The organism is uncultured Succiniclasticum sp. (assembly GCF_902793885.1).
In the GTDB taxonomy this organism is placed as follows: Bacteria; Bacillota; Negativicutes; order Acidaminococcales; family Acidaminococcaceae; genus Succiniclasticum.
Genome location: NZ_CADBFF010000015.1, coordinates 37703 through 60356, shown reverse-complemented (window position 1 = coordinate 60356; position 22654 = coordinate 37703). Strand labels below are relative to the sequence as shown.

Sequence of the window (22654 nt, the reverse complement as noted above, 5' to 3'; positions counted from 1 at the left end):
TTTTAGAGCTCCAAAATATAATGGATGAGGGGTTTTGATTATGGGTTCAAATCTGTTTTATATTGTGGCGACCATCGCCTTTTACCTGATCTTTGTGTTGCTGATCGGGTTCTATTACGCAAAGAAGAATGAATCGGCTTCCGATTTTTATTTGGGTGGCCGGCAACTGGGCCCGCTGGTAACTGCCATGAGCGCGGAAGCATCGGACATGTCCAGCTGGCTGCTGATGGGCCTGCCGGGGGTTGCGTACCTGTCCGGTTCGGCGGATGTGGCCTGGACCAGTATCGGTCTGGCGGTGGGCACGTACCTGAACTGGCTGTTTGTGGCGAAACGGCTGCGTATTTATACGCGCATTACGGATTCCTTCACGCTGCCCCAGTTCTTTTCCGCCCGCTTCCATGATAACCGTCATATCCTGACAGCTTTTGCGGCGGCAATCATCGTTATCTTCTTTATTCCCTATACCGCTTCCGGCTTTGCGGCCTGTGGCAAGCTCTTTAATTCCCTGTTCGGGGCGGACTACATGACGGCCATGGTCATCTCGGCCATCGTTATCGTATCTTATACGGCGGCCGGCGGTTTCCTGGCGGCTTCCACTACAGACTTTGTGCAGAGCATCATCATGACCTTTGCCCTGCTGTTTGTGCTGATGTATTCCATCGGTACGGTGGGCGGCGTAGACGAGGTGCTGGCCAATGCGAAAGCGCTTCCCGGTTATCTGTCCCTGACAGAAACCTATTCGGTGAAGACCAACAGCGCGGCGCCTTACACATTACTGACGATTGCTTCCACTATGGCCTGGGGTCTCGGTTATTTCGGCATGCCTCATATCCTGCTCCGCTTTATGGCCATTGAAGATGAGAATAAACTGGCCATGTCCCGCCGGGTTGCTTCCGTCTGGGTCGTCATCGCTATGTTTATTGCGATTGCCATCGGTATCGTAGGCAAGACCATGACCGGCGCCGGTCTGGTGAAGAACCTGACGGATGCCAATACGGAAACGATTATCATCCAGATTGCCAATACCATAGCGGAACACGGGGCGGTTATGGCGATCGGGGCGGGCCTGGTCCTGGCAGGTATTCTGGCCAGCACCATGTCCACGGCTGACTCCCAGCTGCTGGCGGCAGCATCCAGCGTCAGCCAGGATATTATGCAGGGAACCATGCGTGCCAATTCGGATAAAAAGGCCATGAGCAAGAGCCGGAGCATGTTCGCGGCCCGGATTACGGTTGTCGTTATTGCGGTCTTTGCTGTTATCATTGCCCGGGATCCGGGCAGTTACGTGTTTAAAATAGTGGCCTTTTCCTGGGCAGGCTTCGGCGCTTCCTTCGGGCCGCTGGTACTGGCGTCTCTGTTCTGGAAGCGTACCACTTTTGAAGGGGCTCTGGCCGGCATGGTGGCAGGCGGTGTTTCCATCTTTGTGTGGAAGTTCCTGGTAGCGCCTATGGGCGGCGTATGGGGAATCTATGAACTGCTGCCGGCGTTCCTGATCAGCTTAGTCGTTCTGGTGGGAGTCAGTCTGATGACCCCGGCGGATGAAGAGGTTATGAAAGAATTTGAAGAGATGGAACGGTCCCTGTAAGATTGTAATTGTCAGTGCTTTAGTAAAGAATGGAAACTGTCATCGGGACATACTTTTTGCGTATGGCCCGTGACAGTTTTTACTATAACCGATTCCGGAGGCAGTATGCAAAAAGCAAAGATCACGGTGTCTGGCGTTTCCCGTAACAGCGAGGGGGTATCCCGGCTGGAAACGGTAAACACCGGGACCTTTACAGAAAAAAACGGATACTGTTATGCCCGGTATGAAGAGGCGGAAGCTTCCGGCATGTCCGGTACGACGACGACGGTGAAGTGGAACAGCTCGCAGGTTTCCCTGATCCGTCACGGCGCCTATGAGATGCAGCAGGAGTTTGCGGAAGGCGGCACGTATGCCGGCGATTACCGGACGCCTTATCTGATGATTCCGCTGGAGACGAAAACAAAAAAAGTACGTATCAAAAAGCTGCCCTATGGCTGGAAGATTCAGCTGGAATACGATCTTGCGTATGGGGCGACGGATATGAACCGGATCATGACGACGATCCTGGTGGATTTACGGGAAAGATAGTTGTGCTATCTGAAAAAGCAAAATCGTTTTGCTGACTGCGCGGGATGGTTAGCGAGAGTGTTTCGCTGAAATATACGGAAATATGCGATAGAAACTGGAGGATTAAAAGCGTGGATATTAAAACAGTATTAACTGACGCGATTATAAAAACTGCGAAAAATGCCATTGCCGCCGGCGTGGTAAAAGACGGAACGCTGCCGGAGGTGCAGCTGACGGTTCCGCCGAAAAAGGAGTTTGGCGATTTTGCCAGCAATTTTGCCATGCAGTCAGCCAGAGCTTTGCGCTGCAATCCCCGGGTACTGGCTCAGTACATTGTGGAAAATCTGGACTGCCCCTATGTGAAGAAAGCGGAAATTGCCGGACCCGGTTTTATCAATTTTTATCTGAACCCGGACTGGGTGTACGACATGCTGGCCCGCATCGTGGAAGCCGGGGAGAATTACGGCAATCTGCCTAAAGCGTCTGATGAAAAGATACAACTGGAATATGTCAGCGCCAACCCCACCGGTCCGCTGCACGTGGGACACGGACGGGGCGCGGCGGTAGGCAGTGCTCTGGCCAATCTGCTGAAGGCGGCGGGGTATGACGTGGAGCAGGAATACTATATCAACGACGCCGGCAACCAGATGAACAATCTGGCCCGTTCCGTCAATGCCCGGTATCTGGAACTGTTGGGAAAAGAAATCGAATTCCCCGAGGACGGATACCACGGTCACGACATTATCGATACGGCCCAGCGTATCATCAACAAGTATGGCGACCGTTTCCTGCAGATGGAGGAAGCAGAACGGCTGGAAGAGTTCAAGACCATCGCTTATCAGGAAAAACTGGCGGCGTTGAAGGAAGATCTGGAACGTTTCAACGTCCGCTTTGATGTATGGTTCAGTGAAAAGACCTTGCACGAAGCAAATAAAATCAAAGAAGCCTGTGAAAGACTGCTGGAAAAGGGTTACATGTATGAACAGGACGGGGCCCTGTGGCTGAAGTCTACCGCATTCGGCGACGATAAGGACCGGGTGGTGATCCGGGATAATGGCGTTCCTACTTATTTTGCGGCGGATATCGCGTATCATGCCAATAAATTCGGCCGGGGTTTTGACCGGGTCATCAATCTGTGGGGTGCGGACCATCACGGGTACATTGCCCGGATGAAGGCGGCTATGCAGTGCATGGGTTATCAGCCGGAACAGCTGGAAATTCTGATTCTGCAGATGGTTCGTCTGCTGCGGGACGGGCAGGAAGTGAAGATGTCCAAACGGACCGGCCAGAGCGTGACCCTGAACGAACTGATTGATGAAGTAGGAACGGACGCGGCCCGGTTCTTCTTTGTGATGCGTTCCATCGACAGTCAGCTGGACTTTGACCTGGACCTGGCCAAGAAAAAATCCAATGATAATCCGGTGTTCTATGTGCAGTATGCCCATGCCCGGATCTGCAGCATTATGCGGCAGGTGGCGGAAGCCGGTATCAAGGTGCAGGGGAAGGGTGATTACAAACTGCTGACGGAACCGGTGGAAGTGGACTTGATCAAAAAGCTGGGTGAATATCCGGAGATGCTGGCAACGGCGGCAAAGGAACGGGCGGTGCAACAGGTGGCCCATTATGTGTACGACCTGGCGGGACTGTTCCATTCCGCATATAACCAGTGCCGCATTCTGGGCGTCAATGAGGATCTGCAGCAGGCACGGCTGGCCATGGTCATGGCAGTGGGACATGTGGTACGGCATGCACTGTCCATTTTGGGCGTATCCGCTCCGGAAAAAATGTAACATACTGAAGGAAATTCGTACGCATTTCACAGATTTTGCAAGCCTTAAAATTTTGACTTGAGTTTCCACGATTTTATTTTTATAATAAAAGGTAAGTATAATTAAAAAAGATAAATATAATAAATCTATCGTTTCATTGCGGGTGGATGACCGGGGAACCGGTCAGTCTGGCTGTGGACAAGCGGGGCTTCATTCCGCCGGCAGAAGAACAGATTACTGAATCAGAAGGGACGGGTACAGTTCAATGGCAACAAAGTACATTTTTGTAACAGGCGGCGTGGTTTCTTCTCTGGGTAAAGGGATTACGGCAGCTTCTCTGGGGCGTTTGCTGAAGAGCCGGGGCTATAAGGTTACGGTACAGAAATTCGATCCTTATATCAATATCGATCCGGGAACCATGAGCCCGTATCAGCACGGCGAAGTGTTCGTGACGGATGACGGCGCGGAAACGGACCTGGACCTGGGCCATTACGAACGGTTTATTGATATCAACCTGTCCAAGAGTTCCAATGTGACTACCGGTAAAATCTACCAGTCCGTTATTACGAAGGAACGCCGGGGGGATTACCTGGGCGGTACGGTGCAGGTCATTCCCCATATTACCAATGAGATCAAGTCCCGGGTGTTCCGGGTGGGCAATAATGACAATGCGGATTTCGTCATCACCGAAATCGGGGGCACGGTAGGCGATATTGAAAGCCTGCCTTTCCTGGAAGCCATCCGCCAGGTGAAAAAGGATGTAGGCAAAAACGACGTGCTGTACATCCATGTGACGTTGGTTCCCTACATCGGCGCGGCGGGCGAACTGAAGACGAAACCCACCCAGCACAGTGTGAAGGAGCTGCGCAGTATCGGCATTACCCCGGATATTCTGGTATGCCGCAGCGAGCATCCCATGTCTGAGGATATGATTGCCAAGCTGGCCATGTTCTGTGACGTGGATAAGGAAGCCGTCATCCAGAATCTGACCGCCAAGAGTATTTACGAAGTACCCCAGCTGCTGGAAGATCAGCACATGGATGACATTGTGCTGAAGAAGCTGGATATGCCCTTAAAACCGAAGGATATGTCCGGATGGCATGATATGGTGGCCCGTATCCTGAAGCATTATGACCGGAAAGTGACCATTGCGGTGGCCGGAAAATATGTGGAACTGCAGGACGCCTATATCAGTATTACGGAGTCGCTGAAACACGCGGCGCTGCACAATGAAGCAGAGCTGGATATCCGCTGGGTGAACGCGGAAAAAATCGAAGCAACTGGTACAGATTTGGACAAAGTCTTTGAAGGCGTGGACGGCATTCTGGTTCCCGGCGGTTTCGGAGACCGGGGCATCGAAGGCAAGATTTCTGCCGTTCGCTATGCCAGGGAACAGAAGATTCCTTTCTTCGGCATCTGCCTGGGTATGCAGTGCGCCGTTATCGAATTCGCGCGGAATGTCTGCGGTATGAAGGATGCCAACAGCAGCGAGTTCAGGACGGAGGTCCCGGCGGTCATCGACCTGATGCCGGACCAGGTGGATATTGAAGATAAGGGCGGCACCATGCGGCTGGGTCTGTATCCCTGCAAGGTTTACCCCGGTACGTTGACGGATAAGGCTTACGGACAGCCGCTGGTATACGAACGTCATCGCCACCGTTATGAATTTAACAACGAATACCGTGATGTTCTGACAGAACACGGTCTGGTGCTGGGTGGTATTTCTCCGGACGACCGTCTGGTAGAAATTGTGGAATTGCCGCAAAGCGAGCATCCCTGGTTCCTGGGCTGTCAGTTCCATCCGGAATTCAAGTCCCGTCCCACAAAGGCCCATCCGCTGTTCCGCGATTTTATTGCGGCAGCATTGCAATACAAAAAATGATGAAAAAAGTTGCCGGCGACGTTTGCTGGGGTCATGGTTCGATACAGCATAGCGCATTGCAATTTCACAATTACCGGGCGTGTAAAAGCGTCCGGTTTTTTAGCGGTTTTGCCTTGCTTTTTGTTCCGGCGTCGTTTACAAAAGGAAAGTGTATGAAGTGATGAAAGCTGATACCTATCTGTCCCATTGTTATGCAATACCGGAAACACCGCCAGTTCTTCCGCTGGCCGACGAAGCGTTTGCGTCGGTCTGGAAAGAGGCGGAGGGGGCAGCTGCACGGAAATTTCTGTCAGAAATTGTTGACCGGGATATTGCCTTGTTTCCTCTGCAACAGGAAGAAACACTGCGCATATTATTTGCGGAAACACTGGGCGGACGTCTTCCGGTTATCGTAACGGATAACCGCGACGATTTCCTGCGCGTGGAAGCGTTACTGAACGGGCGGGAGGATTTGGAGGATTTCCCCGTTACCGTGAACGCGTTTACCATGCAGGCCCGTGCGAAAAACATCCGGAATCACCGGGTAATCCTGCTGGGGCAGGCGCCTTACAGCAATGTTCCGGCAAATTTGCTTGGCCTTGATGAAGAAGAGTGGATAGAGCGTTCCTGCCGGTTGCGGTTTGCCCATGAGTGTGCCCACTATGAAACGCTGCGGCTGTTTGGGGGTATGCAGAACCACGCCCTTGACGAAATCGTTGCAGATGCCATGGGGCAGCTTGCAGCTTTTGGCAATTTCAGCGCAGCACGGCAGCGGTTGTTTTTCGGACTGGAGCAGGGCACGGGACGCTGTACCGGCCGGCTTTCCTTTTATTGCCGGAACGTGCTCCCCTGGGAACGGACGGAGGTGTACCGTGCTGTAGACGCGACGCTCGATTTTCTGGAAGACAGAATATATCGGTTTCTGACAGAGAATAAGAAAAGGACGGAAACGAAGGAGTCGCTGTCCTCTGCAAAAACACGGCTGTCAGACAAAAAATCAAAATATGAATTGCTTTCGGACCTGGCCGGAACCAGTATCGCGGAGAGATACAAGTCGTTGTTATAATAGTAATCGGGACAGTTGTATTTCCTGATAGTTTCGTGTACAATATACTCAGGATGCAGTATGATTCGGATGCATTTTTAGAAAGGGAGCATTGCGCTATGAGAGTGAGTTCGTATGAAATTATTCTGCCGCTGATCGGCAAAGACGACAAGGTCATTGAAGGGAAGGCGCTGTTGGTAAATGGGCTGTACGGCGCACTGGATGTGGTGGATGAGGCGACGGCATCGAAGTTGCGCGAGGAACGTTTCAGGGAGATTCCTTTTGCCCTGCGGGAACGTCTGATGCAGCGCGGCCATATCACTCGGAAAGACGAGGCGGGTGAACTGGCTGATGCACAGCTCCTCGGGCGTGTATGGAGAAAACTGATTGGTCACAGCGGCAGGGGACCGGTGATCCTGCCCACTTACAATTGTAACTTCCGCTGTCCGTACTGTTTTGAGCGGCACCGTCTGACACGGGGACAGGAGTGGCTGGGCCACGAAATGAATCCCGAAATGGTGGATGCGGTCTTTGCTGCATTACAGAAGCAGCGGGAGCAGGGGCACAAAGTGAATAGCTGTTCCCTTTACGGCGGTGAACCGCTGCTCAAAGAAAATATGGCGACAGTCAGAAACATTTGTGAGCATGCGAGAGACATGGGGCTGTCGTCGCCGACCGCCATCACGAATGGCTACGATCTGGATGCCTATATCGACCTGTTGGAAGAATTTGGTTTTTCCCATCTGCAGGTGACGATAGACGGTGTGGGCGAACTGAACGACCGGCGCCGGCTCCATCGGGACGGCGTGCCTACCTACGACCGCATTTTGAAAAATGTGGCGCTGGCTCTTGAACACGGTGTTGACATCAGCCTGCGGGTAAACGTGAACGGGGACAATATCGGTGGCATCAAGGCGCTGATTGACGACCTGACGGCCCGGGGGCTGCATGAGGCGAGCCGGGAAGAACGGATACAGGCAGATAAAGAAGCCAGGGAGGCTGAGAAGGCCGGCAAACCGAGACCAAAGCGTAAAGGCTTTTTTTCCTATTATTTCAAGGCTGTATCGGAGGATCGCAATTCTCCCACAAAAGTAACGGAACAGCAGGTGATGGATGCCATTATTGCGGCCGGCATTCCTCCTATGGACGCGATCGAAAAACAAAGTCAGTATTCCATGCCTATGCAGGGCCTCTATGCTGCTATGAAAAAGGAAGACTTCCCGAGTTTTTCCCCGGCTTTCTGCGGCTCGGAGCAGGGCATGCTGGTCATTGGCCCCGACGGACTGATTTATCCCTGCTGGGATCTGGTGGCCATGGAAGAGGATGCTGTGGGCTTCACTGACGAAGCGACAGGCCGTTTCTTCTTCAACTTCGGCAAGGCGAAGTGGCGCACCCGTACTTCGGACCTGATGAAGCCCTGTCAGACCTGCCCGTATATCTTCATCTGCCGGGGCGGCTGCGCGCCGGAAGCGAAGCGGGTACATGGCAGTTATTTCCGCGAAAGCTGCGGCGAAGCAAAGGAGATTTTCGCCTTTGTGGCGCCCCGGGTTGTGGGGGCTAAATGGGAAGAAACCGGAGAGGATGAACTTTCCATATCGCTGGCAGGGCCGCTCGCCCGGCTGACGGAGGCGGAACGGGAAACACTGATGACCGCTACCCACGAGAAAGAAATGTTTGCAATTATCAACGAGGCAGGCTTGCTTCCTGATGTGGCTTCGGAGGAAATGCAGAAAGCGTGAGTGAAATGACTATGAAGATTCAGGAATTGCCGGCGCGTGCATATCTTGCGCATTTGCGCCGCCACCCGGTACCGGAACTCATGGATGAGGAATGCCTGGCTGCCCTTGCCAATGTGGAGGCGCAGTTCGGCGATACCATCACCCATGGGGCAGGGTTGGAAGTGCGGCTGGGTAATCCGGCCCGGTTTGTGGATTATATTATGTGCGTGGATCAGGACTATGTCCCCGGTATTCAGTGCATCTGGTATGAAATCGACTACGCGGATTATCTCAGGGGCGGGGAGATTTCTCCTTGTCTCTTTATTAATACATCTGATTACAAGGAAGAAAAGGCGGATGAATCGGAACACACCGCTGCGGAAGACGACAATGTGCAGCGGCAGGAAAAGCCTTTTGTTCCTCCCATGGGAAAGAAGTTCTGGGATTCGGTGCTGCCTCCCTTTGCCGGAGAAAAACGAGCGGCCCGGCTCCGGGGACAGCTTGACCGGGTGCTCGCTGCATTGCCCCCGAACGCGACGATTAAGCAAATTGGTACCATGTCGCCCCGTGGTGAGTTGGATATTCTCCGGCTGGTGGTGATCTTCCACCAATGGGAGAGCATCTTTGCCTGGCTGCGGGACGTGGGCTGGCCGGGCGATACCGGGGCCATGGAGCAGGCGCTGCTCCCCTGGAAGGAGGCTCAGGGGTTTGCTGTCAACATCGATCTGAGCGAAAGCGGTCTGCTGGAAAAAACAGGGTTGGAAGTATTCGGACGCTGGCGTCATCCTTTGCTTGTAGACAAGTTTATCGAGCGGCTTGAGGATGCCGGACTCTGCCTTCCCTCCAAGGGGGCGGCGCTGCGGCGGTGGATTCGGATTCTGCCTGACGGCGATCCTTTTATCCAGACGCTGGTTACGTATTTTAAACTGAACTACGCGAAAGGTCGCGTTACGGAAGCAAAGGCTTATCTGGAACAGTCGCCTTATATTCATCATCACTATTTTCCGCATTACGAGCGGCCTGTCCGCCTGGATATGGAACTGACAGACGGAACGGCTGTTCTGCCGGAGGAAACGGCGCTGGCCCGGATCCGGGAATGCGGGGAAAACCGGGTGCGCGGGATCCGGTTCTTCAGCGGCGAAACCTACGAGCCGCTGGAACGCCTGCTGAAGGCCTGCGCTGCGGCCGGCCTCCGTGCGGAAGTGGTTCTGGGCCTGCCAAGGGCGCAGGAACAGGAGAGCGCAGCGCTGCAGATTGAGCGCAGCTGGCTGGCTGCTTTGGTTGCGGCAGGTGTGGATAGTTTCCTGATTGATTTGGAAAGCGATACCGATGAATATGCCCTGCATATATTGGCCGCCTTGAAGGAATTGGGGGCTGCTAATGTGCGGGTGCGCTGGTACATGCACCGTGACAACGCCGGGAAATTGGCGGCTGTGGCAAAGGCTGCGGAAGAATCCGGTGCGGTGGAACTGCTCGTAACCGGTATGAAGCTTAGCGCAGCCAAAAATGTCGGCACTGTTTTCCCAAGCCGCGAGCAGATTTCGGCGGCAGCAGAATTTGTAAAAGATCATAATGGATATAATGAATCGGCGGAGGGGTCCCAGGAAAGCGCAAGTCAGGAAACAGATCAGAATCAGGATACACAAAGCGCCGCACAACCGGTCGGGATGCAAATAGCTGTAGAATCCTGTTTTTCACCGTTACGGGCATATCTGGACGGTCCGGATCCGAAATACAATGCGAACCGGGGGATTGACCGCGGATGCGAGGCAGGACGTTCTTTTATAGCCTTGGGAGCGGACGGGCGTTTTGTTCCCTGTCTGCACAGAAAGTCCGGTGAAACATTGCAACGCGAATTGCAGTCAGACCGGGGAGACAGGGATAATACGGAAAATCTGGTCGAGTATTGGGAACATGCCCCGGCGTTACAGGCGCTGCGTGAAAACGGGGAAACCCGTCAACATTGCGCAGGTTGCTGCTACGAACGCCGCTGCCTGCCTTGCCAGGCCTGTGAAGAGGGCGTTACCGGTTGTCCTTTATCTAATTAACAAAATTTATATTTTAAATGAATTGTTTCCTGATAATAAAGTATTGAAATATTTGTTTTTACTTGCAAATACAACGTCAGCATGTTAAAATAAGAACTGTAGATTTTTTCAAATGAGGGAGGAATATTATGCCTGTTAACCACAATGAGCTTACCAAAGAAATGATCATGCAAGCTTTGAAGTGCAAAAATGCCGATGAACTGATTGCACTGGCAAAGACCGGCGGTATTGAACTGACGAAGGAAGAAGCCGAATCCTATATGACGGAACTGGCAGACTTTGAACTGGATGAAAACCAGATGCAGCAAGTGGCCGGCGGCGTCAAGACCTGCTACATGGTTGACGGCTGCGCCTTCAAATGCGGCACTTTAAAAGACTGCTGAGCAGTACGCTGATTTTTCGCCTGCCTTAACCGGCAGGCTTTTTTCTATCATTTTTACAATAAGGTCTGTCGATATATGCCGCAGCGGATGCGGGGATAGAGAGTGACAGGTTTCGCAGAAATGAAACCTGCAAACGAAGCTCACTGCAAACGCAAGGAAAGATACGCAATTCCTTATAACGGACAAACTGAAGGAAGGCTGCTATGGAAATGAAACGGGAAGACGCTGTGGATGTGCTTTTTATTGCCATGCCTTTCTGCGACGAATATATGCCCTGCCTGACCCTGGCCCTGTTCAAGTCGGTGCTGGCGCGGGCGGGCATCAAAAGCCGTGTGCAGCATGAATATCTGTATTATGCCAGCCGTATCGGTTTGGAAAAATACCGGAGCATCATGCAGGTATGTACCATTGGCTACGGTCACGACTATTTTGCCTGTGAAACGATTTTTGGCAAGGCGGCTCACGGCAAAACGATTTCTTCTTTTGAAGACTACATACGCTGGATGCAGGGAAAGCATCTACCGGGGAAAGTCTTTGCCGGCAGGCAGCGGGAGGATACCCTGCACAGCCTGGACCTGTTTCAGGAAGCCCATGCGATGGCGGAAGCGTACCTGACGGAAGCCTGTGCCCGGGTGATGGAGCAGCATCCAAAAATCGTTGCCTTTATCTCTATGTTCCAGCAGCACAACGCCATGATCGCCCTGGCCCGGCGGCTGAAAAAAGAAAAGGACGCCCCGCTGATTTTAGCAGGCGGCGCCAACTGCGAGGGAGATGCGGGGGCAGCACTGGCGGAATATGTGGAAGCTTTTGATTATGTTTTTACCGGTGAGGCGGATGAGATTATTGCGCCTTTGTGTTCGCGACTCCTGAAAGACGGAACCGTACCGGACAGCGAGCTTCCTCCCGGCGTAGTGTCACGCACCAGGAAGATAACGGATCCGGCGCGAATCACGCAAGATCTGGACAGATTGCCACTGCCGGATTTCAGCGATTACTTCCGGGAAAGGGACGTCCTTATACCTCAGCAGAAAGGGCATTATATCGTGATGGCGGAAGGTTCCCGGGGCTGCTGGTGGGCGGCCCGGCACCCCTGTCGCTTCTGCGGGCTGAACGGAAGCACCGCTCATCTGTACCGGGCGAAAAGCACGGACCGGTTTGCGGATGAACTGGCGGAACTGGCCAGCCGGTACCCCGGTTCCCAGTGCTATTTCACCGATAATATCCTGAGCCTGAACCACCAGAAGGAGCTGCCTGCCGCCCTGTTGCAGCGGGATGTCTATCGTAACAACAGGCTCAGGTTGTTTACGGAAATCAAATCCAACATGACAGAAGAGGATGCAAAGCGTCTTGCGGAAGCCGGCTTTTTCTGGGTTCAGGCAGGAATCGAAAGCTTCTCTGACGGAATCCTGCGTCTGATGGGGAAAGGTGTCACTGCCATCCGTCAGGTACAGACACTGAAGCACTGCAATGCCCACGGGATCAACGTGCTGTGGTATATCCTAACAGGAACGCCGGGAGAAACGGAAGAACTATGCCGGGAAGTCAACGGGGTGCTTCCTAAGATCATGCATCTGTCCGCTCCCAACACTGTCACCCATATTATGTTCCATCGCTACAACGACTACATGCGGCATCCGGACGAATCTATCCCGGCCCTGCGGCCGGACCGTGGCTATGATTTTGTGTTTCCAAATGAGGACTTCATCCGCCGGACGGCCCATCTGTTTGCGCCGGTGGAAGAGACAGAACTGGCCCGGTATTATGATTACCGGCGGTTGGGGCCTGCCTACGAAACCCTGTATGAACTGTCCGAATCGTGGAACAGGAAGCGCCAGCTTCTGTATATGAAGGACAAAGGAGAGACAGTGAAAGTTCTGGATACCCGCCTCATTTCCCGGAAACCGTTGTATTACCTGAAGGGCGCCGAAGCAGAAGTGCTGCGGGCCTGCCGGAACGTGATACGGGAAGATAAGCTGGTGAATAAACTGTCGGAGGGTTATGAGGAAGCAAAGATTCGGGATGCGATGGCATGGCTGGAACAGGAGAACCTGTTGCTTCACATCGGGTCGGAATACCTGGCCCTGCCCATAGATCGGGACACTGGAGAGCAGAGGTCAGAAAGTGTGATAAGCGGGGCATAAAGTGGTGCGGCATTTAGCAAACAATTGTATAGCTGAACTGTTGTTTTGATAATATTTAAAATAGACGTGTTTTATATATTTTTTTACCGGGTGTGGCGGAGCTAATCTGTTGCATTCGGTAATTTTATGTTATAATAAGCTGATAAGTTATATCCTGATAAGCAAACGGGTCTGTGTACACGTTTAAGGCATGTTGACGCGGTGGGTCATAACAAGTACCGGTCAGCATGCGGGCAAATGAATCCGTGTCTTTATACAGTTTGTTTTTTATTACGCTACGTTTTTCGGGGGTATTCATGAAGAAATATTTTATGATAGGGTTGGGGATTGTGTTGGCCCTTTCGCTGACCATAATCTTATACGGCGCGTGGCTGAATGAGCGGGGCGAGTTTCAGATTGCCAAACGCATGAGTGAGCGCAGCCTGGAACTACTGGGATCCCGGGCGGCCGTGCGTTTTATCCGTCCAAAGTTTACGCTGAGCACTATTAATTTTTATTCCAAAGACATGGCGGATGCCGTGGCGCTGTCGGACGGGCGTATTATTTCCTGTCTTACTCCTAAGAGCAGTTTTGTCCGTAAAGGCGACACACTGTTTGTGCTTGAAAACGAAGAACTGCCGCTGCAGATCCAGCAGGCGGAAGCGAATATCCTCAGCGCACAGGCAGAGAAACATGGCAAGGAAAACCAGTATAAGCGGTTTCTGTTGCTGAAAGAGAAAGATGCCATCTCCGCCCAGCAGTTTGACGATGCAGAAGCGGCATACCGTGCCGCGGTGGCGGCTCTGGAAGTGGCGGAGGCCAAGTTGGGAAGCCTGCGTATTCAGGAAGCACGGCAGCGTGTCACAGCGCCCCTGGACGGACAGGTATTGCGACTGTACCGGCAGCCAGGCGCCTATGTGCAGAGCGGAACATCTCTGGCCCTGGTGGGCGACTTCCGCACCCTCTATTTTGCTACGCCGGTAGACGATAAGATTGCCAGGCATCTGGAACCGGGGCTGGAAGCGGAGTTAGTGTTCAGCAACCGGGATTTCCAAAAGGCCTACGGCACGAATTATGAAAAAGGAAACATGGGAAGCGAACAGCGCTTTCTTGCTTCGGTTGCGGAAATTACACCACCGGTGTCAGAGCCGGCTGCTTTGCGCAATGTGATGTTGAAGGCGGATAACCGCTCCGGGCTGCTGGAACCTCAGACCTACGGGAACGTGACCTTGCAGGCCCGTACGGGCCGTGATGCGCTGTCCGTGCCTTTGGTAGCCATGATAGACAGCAATCATACCCGGGTGTATGTGGCGAAAGAAGATAACACCATTGAAGAAAGAACCGTGAAGACCGGCGCTAACGACGGTCAGTTTATCGAAGTCCTGGAAGGCATCAAGGAGGGCGACGTGGTAGTCACTTCCGGTATGGAGGGTCTGAAAAACGGGATGCGGGCAACCGTGAAAGTACAGGGAGGTGGAACGAAGTGAACAGTGATAAGATCTTCAATCCCAAAGCCCTGGAGAAACTCCGTTCCCCTGACAAGTTAGACAGTATGATCCGGATCACCGGTCCCGTGGGATGGATGGGACTGGCGACGGTGGCTCTGCTTTGCTTTGCCATTGTGCTGTGGTCTGTGTATGGTTCTTTTACGGAAAAAGCAGAAGGATACGGATTGATTTTGGATTCGGCCGGTGTGGTGAATATTTCCCATACGGTCTCCGGTAAGGTAACAGACGTGTATGTAAAGACCGGCAGCCGTGTACAAAAGGGTGATTTGGTCGCCCGCATGGAACAGCCGGAGCAGTCGGCAGATACCCGCATGGCACAATACGGTACAGAATTGGGCGTCAATGACCGGGACGTACAGAGCCGCGTCTATCAGTTTGACGCAAAACGGTACCAGCAGGCTGCGCGGGAGAATATTTTTTCTGATTACGAAGGAATCGTTGGAGAAGTGATGGTCGCAGAAGGCCAGCTTATTTCTGCCGGAAGCCCGATTTGCAGTATCCGGCTTACTCAGGACAGAGATGAATTGCAGGGAGTCTTTTATATTGGTGTAGAAAAGGGCAAACGGGTGGAACCTGGCATGACCATTCAGCTGGCGCCTAATGGAGTGGATATTACCCAGACCGGCAGTCTGATCGGTGTTGTGAAAAGTGTTTCCCAGTATCCCGTTTCTGCCGAAGGGGTACGAAAAGGTCTGGGCAATTCCCAACTGGCTCAATATGTGCTGCAAAAGGATGGCGGCGCAGCGGTGGAAATTCGGTTTGAACTGGTAAAGGACGCAGATTCCAAATCCGGTTACCTGTGGACTTCCGTCGTGGGACACCATAAACCGGTGACAGCGGGCAGTTACTGCACCGGTTCCGTTGTTATTGAACGGCAGCCGCCTATCGAAAAGGTATTTTATAAGATCAGCCAGTGGCTGAGAAGCCGGTGACGCTATGGATAAAAGAGAACGGATCCGGCAGTTCTTTGCCGGGAAAGAGCGCGTGAAGGTGCCAACTGTCCTGCAGATGGAAGCAACAGAATGCGGCGCTGCGTCTCTGGCTATGATATTGGCCTATTACGGACGCTGGCTGCCGCTGGAGTTCCTGCGGCAGGAGTGCGGCGTGACACGTGACGGCAGCAATGCGGATAACCTGCTTAAAGCTGCCCGGCGTCAGGGTTGCGTGGCCAAAGCCTTTGCGGGTCGCAGCGAAGTGCTGCGAAAAAAGGAATTCCCCCTGATCCTGTTCTGGGAATTCAACCATTTCCTGGTACTGGAAGGGTTTCAGGGGGATACGGTGTTCCTGAATGACCCCGCCATGGGGCGGCGTACCGTAACCTGGGACGAATTTCTGACCTCCTATACCGGCGTATACATGAAGATTACGCCGTCTGAAAATTTTAAACCCGAAGGGGAACCCTACAGCATTGTCAAAACGGTGGCTGCCAAACTCAGGGAAGACAAGTGGGCGCTTATTTTTCTGATGGTGCTGGGTCTTTGTATGATCATTCCGGGGTTGGCGATCCCGGTCATGGGACAGATTTTTATTGACGATGTGTTTTCCCTTAAGCATGCGGACTGGATTGTCAAGTTGTTGAACGCCATGTTCGGGACCATGATCCTGCTGGGCATCATGACTGCCATGCGGGCTGCGGTGCTGACTTACTGGCAGAAAAAACTGACTATTGCGGATTCGTCCGGCTTTTTCTGGCATGTATTGCGGATGCCGGTGGCGTTTTTCCAGCAACGGTACGCGGCGGACATTGCTTCCCGTATCCAGTTCAACGAATCCACGGCGGAGGTACTCTCCAATCAGGCGGCTACGGCGTTGCTGGATCTGCTGGTGGCGCTGTTTTATCTGTTGCTGTTGTTCCAGTACAGCGTACCCCTGACCCTGATTGGTGTATCTATCAGTGTCGTGGATATCTTTGTGTTCTTATATATGCGCCGCCGCCAGACAGACTTGATCATGCGCATCCAGCAGGACGCTTCCAAAGCCTACGGCGTGCTGATGAGCGGCCTGATGATGGTGGAAAGCATCAAGGCAAACGGCAGCGAAGGCGACCTGTTTGCCAAGTGGGCCGGCTACGCGGCAAAAGCTTCGGTAGCAACCCAGGAAATGAAACTGTGGACCATGAAGGTTAAATTGCTGCCGCTGCTTCTGGGCGGACTGAATTCAGCCCTGATTATGACGGTGGGCGGTTTTTCCATCATGGAAGGTATCATGACCGCCGGTATCTATATGGCTTTCAATAATCTGATTGCCAAATTTCATGAGCCGGTGCAGAAACTGCTGTCCCTGGGCAACGTGCTGCAGAATACGGAAATGCAGATGCGGCGTCTGGACGATGTGCGGCGGTATAAAACAGACAGTCTGAATTATCCGGATGAAAATCAGACCGTATCTTTTACAGGGAACCGGTTGTCCGGCGAACTGACACTAAAAGATGTGAGCTTTGGCTACAGTCCTCTGGATCCTCCTCTCATCGAACATTTCGACCTGCATCTGGAACCGGGCCGCTGGGCTGCCGTGGTGGGATCCTCCGGCAGCGGCAAAAGCACGCTGGCGAAACTGGTGGCAGGGTTATATGAGGAATGGTCCGGGGAAATTCTGTTTGACGGTGTGAAGCGGCGGGAGATTCCCCGTCCTGTCATCGTGAATTCCCTGGCCACAGTGGATCAGGATGTGTTCCAGATCAGCGGGACGGTACGGCAAAATATCTCCATGTTTGATAAATCCGTTCCGTCAGCAGATATTGTGCAGGCTGCCCAGGATGCCTGCATCCATGACGATATTATTCAGCTTCAGGGAGGCTATGATGCGGAAGTGGCGGAAGGGGGCCTGAATTTCAGCGGCGGACAGCGGCAACGTTTGGAAATTGCCCGGGCGCTGGCTTTCAACCCTTCACTGCTGATCCTTGACGAAGCCACCAGCGCCATCGATCCTATGACCGAACAGAAGTGTCTGGAAAACATTCGGCGGCGGGGCTGTACCTGCCTGATCGTAGCTCACCGGCTGTCTACTATCCGGGAAGCGGACGAGATTATCGTGCTGGAACGGGGAAAAGTGGCGGAGCGTGGCACCCACCGGGAACTGATATCCCACGACGGACCATACCGCCGGCTGATTGAAGAGCGGGACCAGCAGGAAGCAGATGTTGCGGATCTCGATTAGGGTTTGTAGGTGCGTTTTTATGAAGTTTCGGTTCGTTTTGTGTAAGTGTCCCTGAAACTGGCATGATACGTTGAACGCCGATGAAATAGGATTTTGAAACAGATTTTTTGAGAAGGAGGAACGCTGATGAAGCTGATAGCAGGCGAGCGTTTCCGACTGCATGATGACAATACATATATAAAACTGGTCTCCGGCAAACTGGAGGCTTATGCTGTTACACGGAAAAAGCAGTCGTTCCGGCAGATTTTCCTGACAGAAATTACTCCCGGACAGGCTGCGTTCCCCTCTATGGATGAATTCGAGCAGATCGATGTGCTGATCTACGCAGTAGAAGACAGCGAACTGACAGAGACTGCTTTGGCCGAAGCAACAGCGGAAGAATTGCTGCCTCTGATGCGGCAGTGGTTTGCTGCCCTGATATCGCTGCCCTGGCTGCGGCTGTTGGCCGATAAGGGCGATGAAGTGCTGCGGAAATGGGCGGACGGCTCCGTGCTGGCCGGACACGAGCAGGACCCGGAAGCGCTGCTGGAGGATTTTGCGGATAACGAAGGCATTTTTGCCATGTTGCTGGGCGTGCGATTCAGCGCCCAGGATAAACGGCTTTCTATGCAGATGGAGAGCAGGGCGAAACAGAAGACCCGTCTTGTAAATGAAACAATTTCCGGATTACTGGGAGAAACGGTGGCTCCGGAAGAGGAAACAGGCAGCGGCAACACGGCGCTGGAGGATGCCGTATTTATCGTACGCTGTGCGGCCCAGGCATTAAAAATGCCTTTCGGCAGCATCCAGATGGCGCCGGAAATGGTACGAAAACTGGATCAGCTTGGCCTTCTTCACCGTCTGGTGGAAAAAGGCGGAATGCAAATGCGTCTTGTTCGCCTGCAACCGGACTGGTATACCGGGGACAGCGGCGTCCTCCTTGGTTTCTTTGGCGAAAAGAAAGAACTGGTTGCTTTTGTGCCGGAAACGCCGGTTCGTTACCGGATGATGAGCCGGGAACGTCCCGAGGGAATTCCCGTAACGGATGCAATTGCGAAAGAAATCAATACGGATGCATTTCTCTGTTATCCGGGTCTGCCGGCCCGTAAGATTTCTACGTCTGAATTTCTGCGTTTTATGGTACGCCAGTGCTGGAAACAGGATTGGCGTACGATTCTGGCCGTAAGCCTGGCTGCGGGGTTAATTCCGTTGTTGACTCCGATCGTGACGGAAACCATATTCAAAGATATTATTCCCATACTGGACCGGAAAGGCCTGGCCACGGTGACCCAGGTGGTTATGGTAGCAGGTTTTACCACAGCAACTCTCAATACCGTGCGATCTGTTGCGCTGCTGCGCCTTTCCACCTCTGCTGACATGAATGTGAAACCGGCCCTCATAAGCCGTGTTTTAAGCCTGCCTGTGAACTTTTTCCGAACCCTGCAGACCGGTGAGCTGGCCAGCCGGATTTTAGGACTGGAGCAGGTGATTCAGCTGATGTCCGAAGAAATCGTCGGCGTGATTTTCAGTTTCCTGTTTTCGTTTTGGAGTCTTGCCCTGATGTGTTACTACAGTGTGAAACTGACGGCTATTGCTGTGGTCATTTGGGCTATCTATCTCTTCGCTGTCTGGCTGATCATGAGCCGTCTTGTGCGGGCTCAGCGGAAGATGACAACGGCAAAGAACCGGACCCAGGGTATTTTGCAGGAAATATTTACAGGCCTTGTGAAGTTCCGGGTAAGGGGTGCGGAGGAACAGGCCTATCACCTTTGGGGCGAACGGTTCTCTGAGGAGTGGAAATGGAACTATAAATCACGCTGGCTGAAGAATTATAATTCGATTATTACGGCGGTACAGCCGGTATTGCTTTCCCTTGTCCTGTATTATTTTGCGTTCCGGGAACTGGGGGAAAGTATGATGCAGGGAACAGAAAATGCAGTTACCGGCGCCCTGGGAGCCGGTGAAGCGATGACGGCGGCAACCTTTATCGCTTTCCAGGCTGCTTATACTGCCTTTAATACGTCCCTGAATGCGGTGATCCCGGCGGCAGAGTCCGTTTCTGTAGTGAAACCGATACTGGAAAACATCCAGCCGATCCTGGATGTGGCGCCCGAAAGTTCCGATGAACGTCCGGACGCTGATGTAATTTCCGGGGCCATCGAAGTTCGGGATCTTCGTTTTGCGTACGGTCCGGGTATGCCAGAAGTATTGAAAGGGATCAGCTTCCGGATCGGGGCGGGAGAACACGTGGCCATTGTGGGTAAATCCGGCTGCGGAAAGTCCACCCTGATACGCCTGTTGCTGGGGTTTGAAAAACCTCTGGGCGGTGCGGTGTATTATGACGGGCAGAACCTGGCGGAAATGAATGCAGCTTCTGTGCGGTCCCAGCTGGGCGTAGTGTTGCAGAACGGACAGTTGATGACCGGTGATATTTACCGCAACATTATCGGTATCAATGATCTGACGCTGGATGATGCCTGGGCCGCAGCGGAAGCGGCAGGCATTGCTGACGACATCCGGGAGATGCCCATGCAGATGCAGACTATCGTCAGTGAAGGAAGTACTAATATTTCCGGCGGCCAGCGACAGCGCATCCTGATCGCCCGGGCCTTAGCCATGAAACCATCCGTCATTATCTGCGACGAAGCGACCAGCGCGCTGGATAACCGGACCCAGGCCATTGTTTCCAGAAGTCTGGATAAGCTTAAGGCTACCCGTATCGTAGTGGCCCACCGGCTTTCCACGATTCGCAATGCAGACCGCATCATCGTGCTGGATCAGGGTCGCGTGGCGGAAAGCGGCACCTTTGACGAACTGTTGAAGCAAAATGGCATCTTTGCTTCTATGGTAAAACGACAGGTTTCGTAAGGCAGTACAGATTGATGGTCGGGTTTTGAGTGAACAGAATGAAAAGGTTGTTTTCTGAAATCCCATATATTAAAACGGAGAGACTCGTTCTCCGAAAGCTTGAAGAAACAGACGCGGATAGCTTGTCGGAACTGGTACATAGTCAAAACGTGTACCGGTATCTCCCGACGTTTCTGTTTGAACATAAATATGAGAATATACATGATGTCATCCGTCATCTGTACAATGAATGTTTCCGGGATAAAAGAAGACTGGGGCTATGCGCAGCCAACGTCCGCCAATAAATGGTTCTGGCGGTTGTAAAAAGAATTGTGTTTACAGATTTTGGGAGAAGTATGTTGAAACAGCAAGTGATACGGATAAGGGAAGAGGCAGGCCGGTGCCTGCTATGCCATGAACCGAAATGCAGTGAGGCCTGTCCTCACGGGGTTGATGCAGGTCGCATTGTGCGGTCGCTGAATTTTGAGAACCGGGTGGGAGCCCGGAGACGACTGCCTGCCGTTCATTTTTGCGAAAATTGCAATGCCCCTTGTATGCAGGCCTGCCGCCGCGGTAAACTGGATGTTCCGGTACGGCTCAGGGATTTGTTCTGTAATCTGTATGACTTGCATGTTGAAGTACCTGAAAACAAGGTGGACCTGTCCATTGATTTTTGCGGCGTGCATTGCGAGAACCCGTTTTTTCTGTCTTCTTCTGTAGTGGGCAGCAATTATAACATGGTGGCAAAGGCGTTTTCCATGGGATGGGGCGGCGTTGCCTTTAAAACGATTTCGCTTTTGGAAATTCGGGAAGCATCCCCGCGTTTTTCTGCTCTTTCCAAAGAAGGGCGCTCCTTTATAGGATTTAAGAATATCGAGCAGCTTTCCGACCACACCTATGAGGAAAACCTTGATTATTTGCGCCGGCTGAAGCGGGATTTTCCCGGCAAGGTCATCATCGCGTCCATCATGGGACGTAACGAAACAGAGTGGACCCGTCTGGCTGCCGATATGGAAGCGGTGGGCGCGGATATGATTGAGTGTAACTTCTCCTGCCCCCAGATGGCAGAGGAAGGTCTGGGCGCAGAAATCGGTGAGAATCCGGAGCTGGTGGCCCGTTATACTGCGGCGGTACGAAAAGGTACCAGGTTGCCCGTTCTGGCAAAGATGACGCCCAACATCAACCGCATGGAAATTCCGGCAAAGGCTGCCGTGGCGGCTGGAGCGGACGGTATTGCGGCTATCAATACAATTCGCAGTATCATGAATATTGATTTGGATAGCTTTTTGTCAGAGCCCAGAGTAAACGGCCAGAGTATTGAAGGCGGCTATTCTGGGAAAGCGGTGAAACCCATTGCCCTCCGTTTTATCAATGAGATGAGGAAAGATTCCGCATTGGCAGAAGTTCCTATAAGCGGTATGGGCGGCATTGAAAACTGGCGGGACGCCCTGGAGTTTTTGCTCATGGGTTGCGGAAATCTACAGATTACTACGGCTGTAATGCAGTACGGATACCGTATTATTGATGATTTGAAGGAAGGTCTCAGCGATTACCTGTCACTTCGTGGCTTTACACGTGTGCAGGATATTGTGGGTCAGGCGCTGACCCATATTGTATCGGCAGAGGATTTAGACCGAAACAGTATCCAGTTTCCTCGCTTTGTGCGTAACGATTGCGTTCGCTGCGGGCGGTGTTATCTTTCCTGTTACGATGGCGGCCATCAGGCAATCCGGCTGGATACAGAGGAAAAGCCTGTGCTGGATATTAATAAATGCGTAGGCTGTCACTTATGCATATTGGTGTGTCCCGTGCAGGCCATAGAACCGGGTAAACGGGTACAGCGCGGCGCGCTCCATGGCAACGCAGAGTTGCCCAAATGATCTTGAAAATTGATTCGCAATGTTTTGAACGATTACTTCGGGTATTGTTTTCACAGCGGCTTGTCAGAAATGGCAGGCCGCTTTTTTTGGCAGGCGTCAATTTTAGACGGCCTGTTTTGTATATATTAGTAAGGAAATATAATATTTTTTTATATTTCTCATATAATAATGATAAATGCCATTTATTTGACACATTTTTTGTGTTATAATAAAAATGGAATATTGTACTTTGGCTAACTGTTCCGCGC

The 22654-nt window shown here is 52.5% G+C and carries 14 protein-coding genes; all 14 read left to right on the top strand.

Going from position 1 to position 22654, the window contains the following annotated elements:
* Positions 1–40 precede the first annotated feature (40 nt).
* The 14 genes from QZV31_RS08550 (at position 41) to preA (ending at position 22406) form a co-directional block, all read left to right on the top strand.
* The gene (locus QZV31_RS08550) at positions 41–1585 is read left to right on the top strand and encodes a sodium/proline symporter (protein WP_295359621.1); all 1545 of its coding nucleotides are present in this window, start codon (positions 41–43) and stop codon (positions 1583–1585) included.
* Positions 1586–1690: 105 nt separating this feature from the next.
* Positions 1691–2113: a DUF1934 domain-containing protein gene (locus QZV31_RS08545; protein ID WP_295359619.1), complete on the top strand. Its 423-nt coding sequence runs from the start codon at positions 1691–1693 to the stop codon at positions 2111–2113.
* 110 nt (positions 2114–2223) lie between these two features.
* Positions 2224–3882 carry an arginine--tRNA ligase gene (gene argS, locus QZV31_RS08540; RefSeq protein ID WP_295359617.1) on the top strand — a complete coding sequence of 553 codons (1659 nt, stop codon included), beginning with the start codon at positions 2224–2226 and terminating at the stop codon, positions 3880–3882.
* 244 nt (positions 3883–4126) lie between these two features.
* Entirely contained in the window at positions 4127–5743 is a 1617-nt protein-coding gene (locus QZV31_RS08535; RefSeq protein WP_295359616.1) for a CTP synthase, read from the top strand.
* A gap of 157 nt (positions 5744–5900) precedes the next feature.
* Positions 5901–6788, top strand: coding sequence for a hypothetical protein (locus tag QZV31_RS08530; RefSeq protein WP_295359614.1), 888 nt, complete (start codon positions 5901–5903; stop codon positions 6786–6788).
* A gap of 98 nt (positions 6789–6886) precedes the next feature.
* Positions 6887–8506 (top strand): radical SAM protein, encoded by a 1620-nt coding sequence (locus QZV31_RS08525; RefSeq protein ID WP_295359612.1) that lies wholly within the window; start codon positions 6887–6889, stop codon positions 8504–8506.
* Positions 8503–10533 carry a radical SAM/SPASM domain-containing protein gene (locus tag QZV31_RS08520; RefSeq protein ID WP_295359610.1) on the top strand — a complete coding sequence of 677 codons (2031 nt, stop codon included), beginning with the start codon at positions 8503–8505 and terminating at the stop codon, positions 10531–10533. The genes QZV31_RS08525 and QZV31_RS08520 overlap by 4 nt, the downstream gene beginning before the upstream one ends.
* Before the next feature lie 128 nt (positions 10534–10661).
* On the top strand, positions 10662–10916 hold the full coding sequence (locus QZV31_RS08515; protein WP_093730936.1) for a DUF2624 family protein: 255 nt from the start codon (positions 10662–10664) through the stop codon (positions 10914–10916).
* 203 nt (positions 10917–11119) lie between these two features.
* Entirely contained in the window at positions 11120–13057 is a 1938-nt protein-coding gene (locus QZV31_RS08510) for a RiPP maturation radical SAM C-methyltransferase (protein WP_295359608.1), read from the top strand.
* A 296-nt stretch (positions 13058–13353) separates the two neighbouring features.
* Complete coding sequence (locus QZV31_RS08505) at positions 13354–14523, top strand: efflux RND transporter periplasmic adaptor subunit (RefSeq protein ID WP_176760522.1); 1170 nt, start codon at positions 13354–13356, stop codon at positions 14521–14523.
* Complete coding sequence (locus QZV31_RS08500; protein WP_093730939.1) at positions 14520–15476, top strand: NHLP bacteriocin system secretion protein; 957 nt, start codon at positions 14520–14522, stop codon at positions 15474–15476. The genes QZV31_RS08505 and QZV31_RS08500 overlap by 4 nt, the downstream gene beginning before the upstream one ends.
* A 4-nt stretch (positions 15477–15480) precedes the next feature.
* A complete protein-coding gene (locus QZV31_RS08495; protein ID WP_295359606.1) occupies positions 15481–17700 on the top strand; it encodes an NHLP family bacteriocin export ABC transporter peptidase/permease/ATPase subunit in 2220 nt (739 codons plus the stop codon).
* Positions 17701–17826: 126 nt separating this feature from the next.
* Positions 17827–20547: an NHLP bacteriocin export ABC transporter permease/ATPase subunit gene (locus QZV31_RS08490; RefSeq protein ID WP_295359604.1), complete on the top strand. Its 2721-nt coding sequence runs from the start codon at positions 17827–17829 to the stop codon at positions 20545–20547.
* 335 nt (positions 20548–20882) lie between these two features.
* Complete coding sequence (gene preA / locus QZV31_RS08485) at positions 20883–22406, top strand: NAD-dependent dihydropyrimidine dehydrogenase subunit PreA (protein WP_295359602.1); 1524 nt, start codon at positions 20883–20885, stop codon at positions 22404–22406.
* Positions 22407–22654: the final 248 nt, after the last annotated feature.

Excerpts from the sequence above, each read along its gene's own strand:
- QZV31_RS08550 (WP_295359621.1), top strand. The coding sequence starts at position 41 with ATGGGTTCAAATCTGTTTTATATTGTGGCGACCATCGCCTTTTACCTG.
- QZV31_RS08545 (WP_295359619.1), top strand. The coding sequence starts at position 1,691 with ATGCAAAAAGCAAAGATCACGGTGTCTGGCGTTTCCCGTAACAGCGAG.
- QZV31_RS08535 (WP_295359616.1), top strand. The coding sequence starts at position 4,127 with ATGGCAACAAAGTACATTTTTGTAACAGGCGGCGTGGTTTCTTCTCTG.
- QZV31_RS08525 (WP_295359612.1), top strand. The coding sequence starts at position 6,887 with ATGAGAGTGAGTTCGTATGAAATTATTCTGCCGCTGATCGGCAAAGAC.
- QZV31_RS08515 (WP_093730936.1), top strand. The coding sequence starts at position 10,662 with ATGCCTGTTAACCACAATGAGCTTACCAAAGAAATGATCATGCAAGCT.
- QZV31_RS08510 (WP_295359608.1), top strand. The coding sequence starts at position 11,120 with ATGGAAATGAAACGGGAAGACGCTGTGGATGTGCTTTTTATTGCCATG.
- QZV31_RS08505 (WP_176760522.1), top strand. The coding sequence starts at position 13,354 with ATGAAGAAATATTTTATGATAGGGTTGGGGATTGTGTTGGCCCTTTCG.
- QZV31_RS08495 (WP_295359606.1), top strand. The coding sequence starts at position 15,481 with ATGGATAAAAGAGAACGGATCCGGCAGTTCTTTGCCGGGAAAGAGCGC.
- QZV31_RS08490 (WP_295359604.1), top strand. The coding sequence starts at position 17,827 with ATGAAGCTGATAGCAGGCGAGCGTTTCCGACTGCATGATGACAATACA.
- preA (WP_295359602.1), top strand. The coding sequence starts at position 20,883 with ATGTTGAAACAGCAAGTGATACGGATAAGGGAAGAGGCAGGCCGGTGC.